This window comes from Streptomyces broussonetiae (assembly GCF_009796285.1).
Taxonomy (GTDB): domain Bacteria; phylum Actinomycetota; class Actinomycetes; order Streptomycetales; family Streptomycetaceae; genus Streptomyces; species Streptomyces broussonetiae.
The window spans coordinates 5,008,637-5,022,974 of the sequence record NZ_CP047020.1; the positions used below are offsets into that span (position 1 = coordinate 5,008,637).

At 68.9% G+C, this 14,338-nt stretch carries 12 protein-coding genes and 1 pseudogene; 5 read left to right on the plus strand and 8 right to left on the minus strand.

Annotation, left to right across the window (positions count from 1 at the left end; translation table 11 throughout):
• The first annotated feature begins 261 nt into the window (after positions 1-261).
• Positions 262-1,935, plus strand: coding sequence for a protein kinase domain-containing protein (locus GQF42_RS23235; protein WP_158922865.1), 1,674 nt, complete (start codon positions 262-264; stop codon positions 1,933-1,935).
• Between the two features lie 114 nt (positions 1,936-2,049).
• Here the strand turns inward: GQF42_RS23235 and GQF42_RS23240 are convergent, their stop codons facing one another.
• Positions 2,050-3,066, minus strand: a complete 1,017-nt coding sequence (locus GQF42_RS23240; protein ID WP_158922867.1) for a phosphotransferase — start codon at positions 3,064-3,066, stop codon at positions 2,050-2,052.
• 120 nt (positions 3,067-3,186) lie between these two features.
• Positions 3,187-3,863: pseudogene (locus GQF42_RS23245) on the minus strand (response regulator).
• 322 nt (positions 3,864-4,185) lie between these two features.
• On the opposite strand from GQF42_RS23245, the gene pdhA reads away from it, so the two are divergent.
• Genes pdhA through GQF42_RS23260 form a run of 3 tightly spaced genes read left to right on the plus strand, consistent with a single transcriptional unit; the run spans position 4,186 to position 7,793 of the window.
• Positions 4,186-5,418 (plus strand): pyruvate dehydrogenase (acetyl-transferring) E1 component subunit alpha, encoded by a 1,233-nt coding sequence (gene pdhA / locus GQF42_RS23250; protein WP_158922869.1) that lies wholly within the window; start codon positions 4,186-4,188, stop codon positions 5,416-5,418.
• A 1-nt stretch (position 5,419) separates the two neighbouring features.
• Positions 5,420-6,397: an alpha-ketoacid dehydrogenase subunit beta gene (locus GQF42_RS23255; RefSeq protein ID WP_158922871.1), complete on the plus strand. Its 978-nt coding sequence runs from the start codon at positions 5,420-5,422 to the stop codon at positions 6,395-6,397.
• Between the two features lie 10 nt (positions 6,398-6,407).
• Positions 6,408-7,793, plus strand: a complete 1,386-nt coding sequence (locus GQF42_RS23260) for a dihydrolipoamide acetyltransferase family protein (RefSeq protein ID WP_158922873.1) — start codon at positions 6,408-6,410, stop codon at positions 7,791-7,793.
• 217 nt (positions 7,794-8,010) lie between these two features.
• On the opposite strand, the gene GQF42_RS23265 is transcribed toward GQF42_RS23260, so the two are convergent.
• The 6 genes from GQF42_RS23265 to GQF42_RS23290 are packed head-to-tail and all read right to left on the minus strand — an operon-like array spanning position 8,011 to position 12,292.
• On the minus strand, positions 8,011-8,691 hold the full coding sequence (locus GQF42_RS23265; RefSeq protein WP_158922875.1) for a contact-dependent growth inhibition system immunity protein: 681 nt from the start codon (positions 8,689-8,691) through the stop codon (positions 8,011-8,013).
• A gap of 22 nt (positions 8,692-8,713) precedes the next feature.
• Entirely contained in the window at positions 8,714-9,019 is a 306-nt protein-coding gene (locus GQF42_RS23270; RefSeq protein ID WP_158922877.1) for an RNase A-like domain-containing protein, read from the minus strand.
• Complete coding sequence (locus GQF42_RS23275) at positions 9,016-9,711, minus strand: hypothetical protein (RefSeq protein ID WP_158922879.1); 696 nt, start codon at positions 9,709-9,711, stop codon at positions 9,016-9,018. Before GQF42_RS23275 ends, GQF42_RS23270 begins: the two co-directional genes overlap by 4 nt.
• A gap of 23 nt (positions 9,712-9,734) precedes the next feature.
• Positions 9,735-11,486, minus strand: coding sequence for an RNase A-like domain-containing protein (locus tag GQF42_RS46035; protein WP_233273430.1), 1,752 nt, complete (start codon positions 11,484-11,486; stop codon positions 9,735-9,737).
• The gene (locus tag GQF42_RS23285) at positions 11,486-11,803 is read right to left on the minus strand and encodes a WXG100 family type VII secretion target (RefSeq protein ID WP_158922881.1); all 318 of its coding nucleotides are present in this window, start codon (positions 11,801-11,803) and stop codon (positions 11,486-11,488) included. The genes GQF42_RS46035 and GQF42_RS23285 overlap by 1 nt, the downstream gene beginning before the upstream one ends.
• Before the next feature lie 60 nt (positions 11,804-11,863).
• Positions 11,864-12,292, minus strand: a complete 429-nt coding sequence (locus GQF42_RS23290) for a WXG100 family type VII secretion target (protein WP_158922883.1) — start codon at positions 12,290-12,292, stop codon at positions 11,864-11,866.
• A 277-nt stretch (positions 12,293-12,569) separates the two neighbouring features.
• Between GQF42_RS23290 and murJ the strand changes: the two genes are divergently transcribed.
• Positions 12,570-14,213 carry a murein biosynthesis integral membrane protein MurJ gene (murJ, locus tag GQF42_RS23295; RefSeq protein WP_267906148.1) on the plus strand — a complete coding sequence of 548 codons (1,644 nt, stop codon included), beginning with the start codon at positions 12,570-12,572 and terminating at the stop codon, positions 14,211-14,213.
• Positions 14,214-14,338 lie beyond the last annotated feature (125 nt).

The following is a 14,338-nucleotide window of genomic DNA, read 5'->3' on the forward strand; positions in this document are numbered from 1 at the left end:
CCCGAGGGCACTGACACGTCAAGCTCGGTGCCCGTTCCGTGACCGTACGCGCAAGAAGCGTCGCGCAAGCGTTACAGGGGGCGTACGGCCGGCACACAGAATTTGCACGACAGCGCGTGCTAGAGGTTTCATGGCCGGTCACGCTCGTGGCTGGTCCCGGTTCCCGTTCCGAACCGGCGGCCCCCACGGAGGCTGTAGCGTGGCCGACGGAGACCGTGACAACACCGCGCGCACCGCGGGCAGAAACGACGGCGAGGACTGATGGCACAGACGCAGCGCGCCCAGGGCCCGTCCGACCCCGAGGCGAGTGGCGGCGGCATGTCGGACGCGCCCGAGATGTGGGGCAACGGAGGGCTCGTCGGCGACGGCCGCTACCGGCTGACCCACCGGCTCGGCCGGGGCGGCATGGCCGAGGTCTTCGCGGCCGAGGACGTCCGGCTGGGCCGGACCGTCGCGGTCAAGCTGCTGCGCGCGGATCTGGCCGAGGACCCCGTCTCCAAGGCCCGCTTCACCCGCGAGGCACAGTCGGTCGCCGGCCTCAACCACCACGCGATCGTCGCCGTGTACGACTCAGGCGAGGACTTCGTCGGCGGCCAGTCCGTGCCGTACATCGTGATGGAGCTGGTCGAGGGCCGCACCATCCGTGACCTGCTGATGAACGCCGAGGCGCCGGGTCCCGAACAGGCCCTGATCATCGTCTCCGGTGTGCTGGAAGCGCTTGCCTACTCGCACCAGCACGGCATCGTGCACCGCGACATCAAGCCCGCCAACGTGATCATCACCAACAGCGGCGCCGTCAAGGTGATGGACTTCGGCATCGCGCGCGCCCTGCACGGCGCCCAGTCGACGATGACGCAGACCGGCATGGTCATGGGCACGCCGCAGTACCTCTCTCCGGAGCAGGCGCTCGGCAAGGCCGTCGACCACCGCTCCGACCTGTACGCGACCGGTTGCCTGCTGTTCGAACTCCTCGCCCTGAGACCCCCGTTCACCGGCGAGACCCCGCTGTCGGTGGTCTACCAGCATGTCCAGGACATGCCGACCCCGCCGTCGCAGGTGGCCGAGGGCTGCCCGCCGGAGCTGGACGGCCTGGTCATGCGCTCGCTCGCCAAGGAGCCGGACGACCGGTTCCAGACGGCCGAGGAGATGCGCGGGCTTGTCCAGTACGGCCTGCAGATGCTCTACGAGGCGGGCGGCCACACCGGCACCTGGAACACCGGCCCGGTGGACGCGCACGACGGCCGGCACACCCCGGCGGGCGGCTTCACCCGGACGACCGCGATGCAGCACCCGGGCGAGTTCGGCGCCGGCACCGCGCAGATCCCGCAGCCGATCCTGCCGTCCCGATACGGCAACGGTGACGACGGCGGCTTCGAGGGCCACGGCGACAGGGGCAGCGGGCGCGGCAAGCTGTGGATCGTCGCCGTCCTCGCGGTGATCGCGATCGCGGCGGGCGTCGCGCTGGCGCTCAAGGGCGCGGGGAACAGCGGCAGCACCGGCGGCAGCGACACCAAGCCGACCACGACGCACTCCCAGTCCACGAAGGACGACTCGAGTTCCCCGAGCCCTTCGGACAGCACCTCCGACCAGCCCACCGACCCGGGCACGGACAACGGCTCGAACACGACGTCGGGCGGCTCCGGCTACACCCCGACGGACCCGCAGACCTCGAAGTCGCAGTCCACCGGACCGACGGACCCGCAGACCTCGCCGTCGCAGTCCACGGGTACCAGCACCACCAATGGTGGTACGGACGCGGGTACGACCAATGGTGGTACGGACGCGGGTACGACCAATGGGGGTACCGACGCCGGTACGACCAACGGTGGTACCGACGCCGGTACGACCAACGGTGGCACCAACGCCGGTACGACCAACGCCGGTACGACTGCCGGGAACACCGCGGTCGGCGCCACGGGCGCCCCCACCGGTTGAAGGACACCTCCGGCGCCCGTGACGGCCTCCCCCTGAGCCGGAAAGCCGGTTCCCGGGGGCTCGGCCGCTCCCGGGAGCCCTGCTCCTCGGCGCCGCCCGTCGAGCCCGTCGCCGTCAGTTGGTGAACGCGTCGCACACCGCGTCGTACTCGCGCGTCCACCACACCGCGAGTGCCGACGCGGCAGGAAACTGGCAGTCCGCGCGCGTGTCACCGCGTTCGTAGTGCCAGCGCAGCATCCAGAAGTCGTTCAACCGCTCCCACCACACCCGGTGCACGGCCGCCGCCAGCTCCGAGGGCGTGGCGCCGGCCGCGCGCCGGTACGCGCGCGCGTAGGCGCGCGTTTTCGGCAGGTCCAGAGCGCCCGCGGGGTGGACGAAGAAGATCACGGCGGCGCGTACGGCCTCCTCCGCGCGGGGCTGCACGCCGAGCCGGTCCCAGTCGACGATGGCCGCGGGGGCGTCGTCCTTGTAGAGCAGGTTGAACGGGTGGAAGTCCCCGTGCACCCAGCCCACCGAGCCGCCGCGCGGAGGACGCTGCTCGGCGTGCTGCTCCAGCAGCGCACGCCGTTCCAGGAGCCGGTGCCGGGCCAGTTCGTCGAAGGCGTCGGCGGGGCGGTGGCGCCGGACCTGGCCGAGCAGGTCGTCGATGAGGGCGAAGGTGTCGGCCGGGTCGGCGCTCTCCACGGGATGGGGGCTCGTGGCCGGGCGCGTGCGTCCCTTGGGCGGCATCACGCGCTCCAGGCAGGCGTGCACGGCGCCCAGGAGTGCGCCCAGGCGTGCGCTCTCCGCACGCGTGAGCTGGCCGCCGTGGCGGTGCCTGCCGTCGATCCAGGGGTGCAGGGCGTAGGCGTGACCGCCGACCACGGCGACCGTACGGCCTTCCCGGTGCGCGAGCGGTACGGACACGGGGACGCCGAGGTCCGCCAGGCGCTGGGTGGCCCGGTGGCGGCGCTCGATGGCGGCCGGATCGGCGGTGTCGGGGTCGAAATGGTGCTTGAGGAAATAGCGGCCGCGCGTGGTGCACAGCCGGTAGCCGCGGTTGAGCAGCCCCTGGTCGACCGGTTCACAGGTGAGCGCAGTACCGGCGGCGTACAGGCGGAGCAAGACAGCAAGAGGGGGCGCATGGGACACGAGGGGTGGTACACAAGAGCGCGGCACGCCGCAGATGCTAGGGCACAAAAATCCCCTGTGAGCTGGGCGTTGTCACAGGCAGTCGGTGATGATCGCTTTCGGTCACGCGGCAGGCTTTATTCAGAGAGTTCCGTCGCTTCCGCTCCTTTCCGCCTGCATACGGCCGACATAAGCGGCAGCCTGGGAACGACGCTGCATACCGAGTTTGGAAAGCAGACTCGAAGCGTAATTCTTGATCGTCTTCTCGGCGAGATGCAAACGCTCACCGATCTGCCGATTGGTGAGCCCTTCGCCGATCAGTTCGAGGATTCTCCGCTCCTGCTCGGTGAGCTGCGCGAGCCTGTCGTCCGTGCGCGCGCTGCCGCCGTCGCGCAGCCGCTCCAGCACGCGCGCGGTGGCGACCGGATCCAGCAGGGACTTGCCTGCGGCCACGTCCCGCACCGCCTGAAGCAGTTCGTTGCCGCGGATCGCCTTCAGCACATAGCCGGAGGCGCCCGCCATGATCGCGTCGAAGAGGGCCTCGTCGTCCGCGAACGACGTCAGCATCAGGCACCGGACCGTGGCGTCCTTCGAACGGATCTCCCGGCCACCTCGACCCCGCTGCCGTCCGGCAGCCGGACGTCCAGCACCGCCACGTCGGGCCGGGTGGCCGGAATGCGCACCAGCGCGTCGGCCGCCGTGCCGGCCTCGCCGACGACCTCGATATCGGGCTCCACGGACAGCATCTCGTGGACGCCCCGACGGACGACCTCGTGGTCATCGAGAAGAAAAACCATGATTTTTCCGTCTTCGTGCACGGGATCAGTCTCACACACACACTCTTCCCGTGACCTGGGTGTGCGGGATAACGTGCGCTTGCTCCGGCCTTTCGCAAGGCTGTGACCAGCACGCTTCCACACCTTCTCGATTTACTTGGAAATCCAAGCAAAATCGCAGGTCAGGTGGGGTTTCACAGAAATGTGGACCTCTGGGTAACGTAATGGTTGCAGGGCGCTCGCCGGGGCACCTGTCACGCCTGTTCCCGGCCGAGTGGCACCCACCCCGTGCCCGGTGGTCGAAACAGGTGAGCCGCACTGGCCTACCGGCAACCCCGGGGGCCGGAACGACGGAGGAGCACACGTGACCGTGGACAGCAGTGCCGCGCGCCAGCCGCGACGCAGCGCCGCAGGCAAGGCCGGCACCACCGGCAGCAAGGCCGGCACCGGGACGAAGTCCGGAGCCACCGGCACCAAGCGCACCACCCGCACCGCAGCGCGCAAGAGCACCGAGCCCCAGCTCGTACAGCTCCTGACGCCCGAGGGCAAGCGGGTCAAGAACGCCGAGTACGACGCCTACGTCGCCGGCCTGACTCCCGAGGACCTGCGCGGCCTGTACCGCGACATGGTGCTCACCCGCCGCTTCGACGCCGAGGCCACCGCCCTGCAGCGCCAGGGCGAGCTGGGCCTGTGGGCCTCCCTGCTGGGCCAGGAAGCCGCCCAGATCGGCTCCGGCCGGGCCACCCGCGAGGACGACTACGTCTTCCCGACCTACCGTGAGCACGGCGTCGCCTGGTGCCGCGGGGTCGATCCGACCAACCTGCTCGGCATGTTCCGCGGCGTGAACAACGGCGGCTGGGACCCGAACAGCAACAACTTCCACCTGTACACGATCGTCATCGGCTCCCAGACGCTGCACGCCACCGGCTACGCGATGGGTATCGCCAAGGACGGCGCGGACAGCGCGGTGATCGCCTACTTCGGCGACGGCGCGTCCAGCCAGGGCGACGTGGCCGAGTCGTTCACGTTCTCCGCGGTCTACAACGCCCCGGTGGTGTTCTTCTGCCAGAACAACCAGTGGGCGATCTCCGAGCCCACCGAGAAGCAGACCCGCGTGCCGCTCTACCAGCGGGCGCAGGGCTTCGGCTTCCCCGGTGTCCGCGTCGACGGCAACGACGTCCTCGCCTGTCTCGCGGTCACCAAGTGGGCGCTGGAGCGCGCCCGCAGCGGCGAGGGCCCGACCCTGGTCGAGGCGTACACCTACCGCATGGGCGCCCACACCACCTCCGACGACCCCACCCGCTACCGGGCCGACGACGAGCGTGCCGCCTGGGAGGCGAAGGACCCGATCCTGCGCCTTCGCCGGTATCTCGAGGCCTCAAACCACGCGGACGAGGGATTCTTCGCGGAACTCGAGACCGAGTCCGAGGCGTTGGGCAAACGAGTGCGCGAAGCGGTCCGTGCCATGCCCGACCCGGACCACTTCGCCATCTTCGAGAACGTGTACGCGGACGGGCACGCGCTCGTCGACGAGGAGCGCGCGCAGTTCGCCGCCTACCAGGCGTCGTTCGCGGACGCAGCTGAAGGGGGTCGCTGAGATGGCCGAGAAGATGGCGATGGCGAAGGCCATCAACGAGTCGCTGCGCCGCGCTCTGGAGGAGGACCCCAAGGTCCTGATCATGGGCGAGGACGTCGGCAAGCTCGGCGGCGTGTTCCGCGTGACGGACGGCCTGCAGAAGGACTTCGGCGACAGCCGTGTCATCGACACCCCGCTCGCGGAATCCGGCATCGTGGGCACGGCGATCGGCCTGGCGCTGCGCGGTTACCGCCCGGTGGTGGAGATCCAGTTCGACGGCTTCGTCTTCCCGGCCTACGACCAGATCGTCACCCAGCTCGCGAAGATGCACGCGCGCTCGCTGGGCAAGGTCAAGATGCCGGTCGTCGTCCGCATCCCCTACGGCGGCGGCATCGGCGCGGTGGAGCACCACTCCGAGTCCCCCGAGGCGCTCTTCGCGCACGTGGCGGGCCTCAAGATCGTCAGCCCCTCCAACGCGTCGGACGCGTACTGGATGATGCAACAGGCCATCCAGAGCGACGACCCGGTGATCTACTTCGAGCCCAAGCGCCGATACTGGGACAAGGCCGAGGTGGATCTCGAGGCGATCCCCGCGCCGCTGCACAAGGCGCAGGTCGTCCGCGAGGGCACCGACCTGACCCTGGCCGCCTACGGCCCGATGGTGAAGCTGTGCCAGGAGGTCGCGGACGCCGCGGCCGAGGAGGGCAAGTCCCTGGAGGTCCTGGACCTGCGCTCGGTCTCCCCGCTGGACTTCGACGCCGTCCAGGCCTCGGTCGAGAAGACCCGCCGCCTGGTCGTGGTCCACGAGGCCCCGGTGTTCTTCGGCTCCGGCGCGGAGATCGCCGCCCGGATCACCGAGCGCTGCTTCTACCACCTGGAGGCGCCCGTCCTCAGGGTCGGCGGCTATCACGCCCCGTACCCGCCGGCGCGCCTGGAGGAGGAGTACCTTCCGAACCTGGACCGCGTGCTCGACGCCGTCGACCGCTCGCTGGCGTACTGAGGAGAGGGTCGTGACGACGATGACGCAAGCGTCCGTACGCGAGTTCAAGATGCCGGACGTCGGCGAGGGACTCACCGAGGCCGAGATCCTCAAGTGGTACGTCCAGCCGGGCGACACGGTCACCGACGGCCAGGTGGTGTGCGAGGTCGAGACCGCCAAGGCGGCCGTCGAACTGCCCATTCCCTACGACGGCGTGGTCCGCGAACTGCACTTCGCCGAGGGCACCACGGTGGACGTGGGCACGGCCATCATCGCCGTGGACATCGCGGGCGGCGCGCCGGAGCCGGTTCCGGCGGAGCCTGCCGCGCCCGCCGAGGCCCCGGCCGAGGAGCCGAAGCCGCAGGGCCGCCAGCCGGTCCTGGTCGGCTACGGCGTGGCGACGTCCTCGACCAAGCGCCGCCCCCGCAAGGGACCCGAGATCCCGGTCCCGGCGGCCGCCCAGGCGGTCCAGTCGGAGCTGAACGGCCACGCCCCGGCCGCGGAGAAGCCCCGCCCGCTGGCCAAACCGCCGGTGCGCAAGCTGGCCAAGGACCTCGGTGTCGACCTGCACACGGTCACCCCGTCCGGCCCCGACGGCATCATCACGCGCGAGGACGTCCACGCGGCGGCGACGCCGCAGGCGGCCGAGCCGGTGACGGCCCCGGCCGTCACGGCCCCCGCGGTCATGCCCGCGCCGGTGGCGTCGTACGACATGGCCCGGGAGACCCGCATCCCGGTCAAGGGCGTACGCAAGGCCACGGCGGCGGCGATGGTCGGCTCCGCCTTCACGGCGCCGCACGTCACGGAGTTCGTGACGGTCGACGTGACCCGCACGATGAAGCTCGTCGAGGAGCTGAAGCAGGACAGGGAGATGCAGGGCCTGCGGGTCAACCCGCTGCTGCTGATCGCCAAGGCCCTGCTGGTGGCCATCAAGCGCAACCCGGGCATCAACGCGTCCTGGGACGAGGCCAACCAGGAGATCGTGCAGAAGCACTACGTCAACCTGGGCATCGCCGCGGCCACCCCGCGCGGGCTGATCGTGCCGAACATCAAGGACGCGCACGACAAGACGCTCCCGAAGCTGGCCGAGGCGCTCGGCGAGCTGGTGACCACGGCGCGGGACGGCAAGACGTCGCCCGCCGCCATGCAGGGCGGCACGGTGACGATCACCAACGTCGGCGTCTTCGGCGTGGACACCGGGACACCGATCCTCAACCCCGGCGAGTCGGCGATCCTCGCGATCGGCGCGATCAAGCTCCAGCCGTGGGTCCACAACGGCAAGGTCAAGCCGCGTCAGGTGACGACCCTGGCGCTGAGCTTCGACCACCGCCTGGTCGACGGCGAGCTGGGCTCCAAGGTCCTGGCGGACGTGGCGGCGATCCTGGAACAGCCGAAGAGGCTGATCACCTGGGCGTGAGGGCGCCGGGTAGGCAGTCCGAGAGATGAGGCAGGGCGGTCGCGACCACGGATTGCGACCGCCCCCTCCACCTCGCGGTTCGGCTCTCGGACCTGGTGAAGCACGGACCTCGCAGCCACGTCTTCCACCCCGCCCCGGGAGCGGTACAAAGGCGTCGAACCGGTCTGCCGGGAGTTGGTGTGCCCGAGTTCCTTGCACACATCCACCGCCGTGGAGCTCACGGGCCGGGACGGTATTCGGCAGGCGGTGTCGCAAGCTGCTCGGCGGCTCGCGCCAGCCAGCCGCTCGCTGAGTACGGCGCGGGTGGGCCGACTTCCATGCCGAGTTCTGCGACGGCGAGTGCGCAGTCGGACTCGTCCAGGTGGAGGGAGAGCAGCTCATGGATCTCTCCGACGAGACGGGCCACGAGTTGGGGATCGGTGGAAGCCCGATAGTCATCGACTGCCGCATCGTGTCCGTCGAACTCGTCCGGCATGTCCTGGAAGAACCAGCCGCCGAGGAACTGGCCGAGTTCAGGAAAACGGGCGTGCCATTCCCAGTGGGTGGCGGGGGACGCCGCGGGAGGTACCTCCCCGCTCTCGACGCTGCGCCTGATGTGGTCCGCGAGACAGTGCAGCCACTGCTGGACGTCGCTGTCGGCCAGGCCGATGTCGGGGATGGCGTAGTACTCGCCGAGGCGCAGCCGGAGCCGTCCGGGAGGGTTGTCGGCGTAGTCCCGCAGTTGCCGCTCGGCGACAGCGAGGGCCCACGGTCGGTTGTGCCAGGCGTGCCGGAGGTAGGCGACCAGGGCCTCACTGGGCTGATCCGGGGTGTCGTCCGCGGACCGCCCGAGGTAGGCGCGCATGACCTGGTCGAGTTCGCCGTAGCGACGGTCGTGTTCTAGAGGACTCAAGGGCACGGTGGTCAGCCTCTGCGGGTCTCTACAGATAGACGGGGAACGTGGCGTGGACGGCGAAGCCGTGCGGGCGCGACGCGTCCCGCTTGAGGATCACCCGGGCGGCGTGTACGTCCACCGGCTCCCGGCCGGCCAGCATCATCGCCTGCAACAGAACGCGACCGACCGGCTCGGGCCGCGAGGGCCAGGAAGCCTCGATGGTCAGGCGAGGGCGCGAGGACTGGGCGAGCCAGCGGTGGATGAGCTGCTCGTTTGCCGTGACGACCTGCTGGGTGGCCCATTGGGCCGTCTCCCGGTCGGGGTAGGTGGCTGTGCGCTGTGTGGTGGTCATCGATGGTCGTGGTCCGGCGTCGCGAGAGGGTCGGGGTGTTCGTGCCGCATATGGCCGTTGACGGCGTCCAGCAGCGTGGTGAGCGTCGCTGCGGTGGCCCAGGACATCGTGTGCGAGAGGCCGGCTCCGGAGTCGGCCGAGTCCAGGAGGCGTACGAGGGCGGACTCGGCTTCTGAAGCCACAGGGGCGAGAAAGTCCCCACAGAAGGGGTGCTCCGAGTCGATCGCGGCACTGATCGCCTCCTCCAGCGACTCGTACTCGCCCGACCCGATCCAATTGTCGTAGAACCCTCGGAGCATGCGGAAGCGGATGTCCGTATCCCACCCGGCGCCTGCGGACGGGGCGGTCTCACCCGCAGTGTCCTGCTCGATGGCTCGAAGGATTCCCGCCAGGGCGCGCAGGTACTCGGCTCCGCCCGTGCCGCCCGCGGCACGAGCGAGCTTGGCCGTGAACTCCTGTGGCAACTCTGCCTGTTTCCGTTCGAGATACTCGGCGGTGAGATCGAGAAGGGCCGTCACCGTGGTGACGGGACAGAGCCACTGGGCCTCGTTCGACGACTGCACCAGCCGTACGAAGGCCGCCAGTTCGTCCGTCAGCGAGTATCTCCCGCCGGATTCCTGGCACATGACGGCGAGATCCAGGATTCTGGCCGTCGGGCCCCTGTCGAAGACGGACCAAGTGAACGATGGCAAGGTGTTTCCCTCCACGGAATTTCTCAGTTCACCGGCATGGAGGTGACAACGATGAACGGAGGATTGAGTCCGTCGCGGTATCTTAGTACAACCCGGACTTTGTGAGTGTCGCTCGCCTGGGCTCGGTCGCCGTTCTGTGCGTAGTCGGCACCGCTGACGGTTGAGCCGGTCACGTCGTTGAAAGAAAGCTCGACAGGGGGCTGGATCTTTGAGTTGTTCGGGTCATAGTTGGGATTGTTCTTCTGCTTCTTCTTGACGCTTTCAATCCATTTCTCGATCCGGTCGGCGTTGTCGACGTCGTCGAGGGCGGCCTGGGTGTATCGCTGGGCGGATGTCAGGTCCTTGAAACTTGAGGCCGAGCTGGCGCTTGAGTCGTCTCGGAGTCGCGCCCTGAGCTGGTCGTCGGTCAGGCCCACGTGCTTTTCGATGGAATGGCCGCCGTACAGTCCTTCGTCGCTGGCCAGGTCAATCGGAAAGAAGTGGTTCTTCTCGTCCTGGTCGACTGTGTATTGGTGTTCGTTCTTGAATTCGTGGAGGGATCGGCTGCCGAAGCCTTCGGCCCTGGCCTCCTCGGAGACGAATGTGGGCGCGCTTCTGAGCGCTTCGTCCAGTTCCCACTCCAGGGCGAGCAGCGTGGTGGCGGCTTCGTGGAACTTCTGCTGGTAGATCTCGACAGCTTTGTCCGCCGCTTCTCGGTCCATGTGCTTCCGGAACGTCCAGACCAGCGTCGCGAACATCTGAGGGCCCGCGAGTTCGAGTATCTCCAGCGGGTTCCCGCTGGTCAGCTCCTTCACCATCCCCTGGGCGGCCTTCTTGGCGAGACCGCTGGTGGTCTGCCGGCACGTCTGTGCGGCCTGGACCAGGTCGGAACAGGTCTTCTGCAGGGTGTCGGCGGTGTGCTGCAGAACCTCCAGGATCGGTCGGCGCTGATCCGGTGCGACGGTCCCCGAAGTCTCCCAACTGCGGCCGCCCTGCTGAGTGGTCTTCCCCTGTGCGTCACGGGTCTGTCCCCAAGGGGTGGTCCCCCAGATCGACTGGCAGAAGGACTTCATCGCGCTCTGCCACTCGTTGTTGCCCTGGGGGTCCGTCATGTACTCGATGGCGGACGTGAAATTGTCACCGGCTTTCAGTGACGTTTTTCCGGCCTCCTGCCATGCGCTTGCCATGCCTTTGAGGTCATCTTCGCGGGCACCGGGGGTTATTTCATGAGTCTTGCCCAGATTCAGGCCGTATTCGATGGCGGGCCGGATGGCGCCCGCGATGAAGTCGGGGATCTCGCCAAGGGCTCCGGAAATCGCCCATGAGTCGGCGTCCTGGCCGGTCCCGGACCATTTGATGTCGTTGATCTTCCCGTAGTCGGGCGCCTTGTCGATGACGACGGGCGGCGTGCGGCGGGGCGGGGGACCGCACATGCCTCGCGAAGCCCAGTCTGCCGCCTGGTAGTTGTTGGCCGTCAGGGTCAGGCCGACAGCGACGCCGCCAACGCTCACCACACTGGCCGCCCAGACCTCGGTGAACTTCTCGGCGATCTGCATATAGGCCTTGGCGAAGGCGTCGGGCCCCGATCCCGTGCCCGCCGACTGGCTGTACTTGTTGAGGGCGCTCACCAGCGTCGTGGCGCCCTTGTCGTAGTCGAACTGCCCGTCGCGCACCACGGCCGAGGTGTAGTAGAGGTGCGGCGGCTTCAGGTCGAAGCCGCCGCCGGAGTCGGGTGCCGTCGTTTTGAGTTGGTCCCGTTCCTGCCGGCGCTCGGCGTCGCTCGGACGGGATCCCATCAGGCCGCCCCCCAGCCGCGCAGGACCGCCTTGTGAGCAGCCGTGTAGTTGGCGTGGCCGGTGGTGACGTACTGATGGAGCCACTTCTGTGCCGCCTGGAGGTCCTGGGCGGAGCGGTCCCATTCGTCGAGCTTCTGGACGAAGATCTCGCGGGCCTCGCCCTTCCAGGACAGGACGACGGGCTCGACACGGTCGTAGAGGTCGTCGAGCTTGCCGTTGAGCTTCTTGAGGATGTCCTCCAGCTCGACGGTGAGTTCCTGCAGTGTGCTGAAGGACACCGATATGTGGTCGTCGGCAGGACCGGATCCGGTCGACATGTCATCCCCCTGGTACTTCCTGCGTATGTCGGTCCCGCAGGTACGTCGTGCCTGCTCGTGTCAGTACGAGTCGAGACTGCTGCGCGGTTGCGACGGTCCGTCGGTCGCCCCGGCCTCCCCGTCCGGGGTGGACAGCCTGGCCACTTCGCTGTCGATGTCGACATGGATGCCACGCATGCGCTCGAGCACGCCCAGATCCGTTGCGGAGAAGCCGTCCCGGCTGAGCCGTACAGCCTCCTCCAGCTGCTTCATCACCTCACGGATGCGCACGGCGTCCTCGGCGGCCGCCCGGTGGAACTGCCGGTACGTCGTGGCCGCCGGCCCGCGCCAGCCGGCCTCGATGCGGTCGACCAGCTCGTCCATGCGCCGGACCTGTTTGTCGAGATGGTCCTGCATGTCGTCGAGGTCCTCCGCGAGCCTTGTCAGGTCCTTGGACGAGACGCGTAGGCCGGCTCTTGCGTCGTGCTCAGGTCCTGCACCCCGAACCATGCCGTATGCCTCCCCCAGACATTGGCGACACCGCTGCCTCACTGATGCCGTCATCCTACGGAGGACGACTGACACCGTGACCAGGCTTTTGACCGATGGTGTTCAAGAACGCACCGAGGCAGTACAGAAATGTGACAGCACGGCATCACCGCCCACTGCGTCGCCGGCGTGACTCCACGAACGCCGCCGGGCCATACCCACCCCGAGACCGGCCGTCCGGGCCGGGTTCGCCGATCACCTTGCGCGAAGGGGATCTCAACTGCCGTAAGTTGTCGGCATGGTGACGGGGGAGAGAACCACCGCGCGGCACGCGAGACCCAAAGCGGAAGCGGGGGTCGGGCGGTCGTCCGTGCTGATGGCGGGCGGGACCGTCGTGTCGCGGGCGACCGGGCTGGTCCGGCAGGTGCTGCAAGGCGCTGCCCTCGGCACCGGGCTGCTCGCCACCACGTACAACACGGCCAACACCGTGCCCACCAGCCTCTACACCCTGCTGATCGGCGGTGCGCTGAACGCCGTGCTGGTGCCGCAGCTGGTGCGGGCCCGGGCCACGCATGCGGATGGCGGGCGGGCGTACGAGCAGCGGCTCGTGACCCTCGTCGTCAGCGTGCTGGCCGTCGGGACCGTGCTCGCCGTATGGGCGGCGCCGGAGATCGTGAGCCTGTACATAAGGGACACGCCCAAGGAGCACGACGCGTTCCGGTTGACCGTCGTCTTCGCCCGGTTCCTGCTGCCGCAGATCTTCTTCTACGGCCTCTTCGCCATCTACGGTCAGGTCCTGAACGCCCGTGAGAAGTTCGGCGCGATGATGTGGACGCCCGTCCTCAACAACGTCGTGCTCGTGACGATGTTCGGCATCTACCTCGGGATGATGACCGTCCCCCGTACGGTCGCCGAGGTCACCGACGCGCAGGTCCGCTGGCTCGGAGTCGGTACGACCCTCGGGATCGCCGTGCAGGCCCTCGCCCTCGTCCCCTTCGCCCGCGCCGCCGGATTCCGTTTCCGGCCCCGGTTCGACTGGCGGGGGGCGGGGCTCGGCTCGGGGGTCCACGCGGCCAAGTGGACCCTGCTGTTCGTGCTGACCAACCTGGTGGGGCTCACCGTCGTCACCAACTACGCCAACGCCGCCGACACTCAGCTGCCGGACGCGGGGGTCGGTTACACCGCGTACAGCTACGCGCAGACCATCTGGATGCTGCCCCAGTCCATCGTCACCGTGTCCCTGGTCACCGCCCTGCTGCCGCGGATGAGCAGGGCGGCGGCCGAGGGGCGGAGTGCCGACCTGCGCGCAGATCTGTCCCGGGCGCTGCGGGTCAGCGGCGTGGTGATCGTCCCGGCCGCCTTCGTGTTCACCGCGCTCGGGCCGGACATCGCCACCCTCCTGTTCGCGCACGGTGCCGCCGACGCCGCCTCGGCCCGGCCGCTCGGCCACATGCTCCAGGCCTTCGGGCTCGGGCTGATCCCGTTCTCCGCGCAGTACCTGCTGCTGCGCGGTTTCTACGCCTTCGAGGACACGCGTACGCCGTTCTTCATGGCCGTGTGGACCCAGGTGGTGAACATCGTGCTCGCCACTGCCTGTCATCTGCTGCTGTCCGCGCGGTGGGCGGTCACCGGCATGGCCGGCGCCTACGCCGTCTCCTACCTCGTCGGCCTCGTCCTCACCGCCCGGCTGCTGGCCCGCCGCACCGGCGGCCGTCTCGACGACGGCACCCTGCGCGGCACGTACACCAAGCTGCTGTGCGCCGGTGCGGGGGGCGCGGTGGCGGGCTGGGCGGCGGCGCGGGGCTGTGCCGGTGTGCTGAACGGGACGGCGGGGGCGGTCCTGACGACCTTGGCGGGCGTGCTCGCCCTCTTGCTCGTCTTCCTTCTGCTGGCGCGGGTGCTGAAGGTCGGCGAACTGCGGCGTCTTCCGGGATTCCGCTGACCTCGTTCCTGTCGGCAGGCGCCGACAACAGGCGTTCTGTGCATCAGCCCTGACGTTCCCTCAGGGGTTGCTCAGGGGAGTGTGGGGGGTGTCACGGATGGTGGCAGCGCGGTCGCCGGCGGGAC

Coding starts and splice junctions, on each gene's coding strand:
- GQF42_RS23235 (WP_158922865.1), top strand. CDS start 262: ATGGCACAGACGCAGCGCGCCCAGGGCCCGTCCGACCCCGAGGCGAGT.
- GQF42_RS23255 (WP_158922871.1), top strand. CDS start 5,420: ATGGCCGAGAAGATGGCGATGGCGAAGGCCATCAACGAGTCGCTGCGC.
- GQF42_RS23270 (WP_158922877.1), bottom strand. CDS start 9,019: ATGACCACCACACAGCGCACAGCCACCTACCCCGACCGGGAGACGGCC.
- GQF42_RS46035 (WP_233273430.1), bottom strand. CDS start 11,486: ATGGGATCCCGTCCGAGCGACGCCGAGCGCCGGCAGGAACGGGACCAA.
- GQF42_RS23285 (WP_158922881.1), bottom strand. CDS start 11,803: ATGTCGACCGGATCCGGTCCTGCCGACGACCACATATCGGTGTCCTTC.
- GQF42_RS23290 (WP_158922883.1), bottom strand. CDS start 12,292: ATGGTTCGGGGTGCAGGACCTGAGCACGACGCAAGAGCCGGCCTACGC.
- murJ (WP_267906148.1), top strand. CDS start 12,570: ATGGTGACGGGGGAGAGAACCACCGCGCGGCACGCGAGACCCAAAGCG.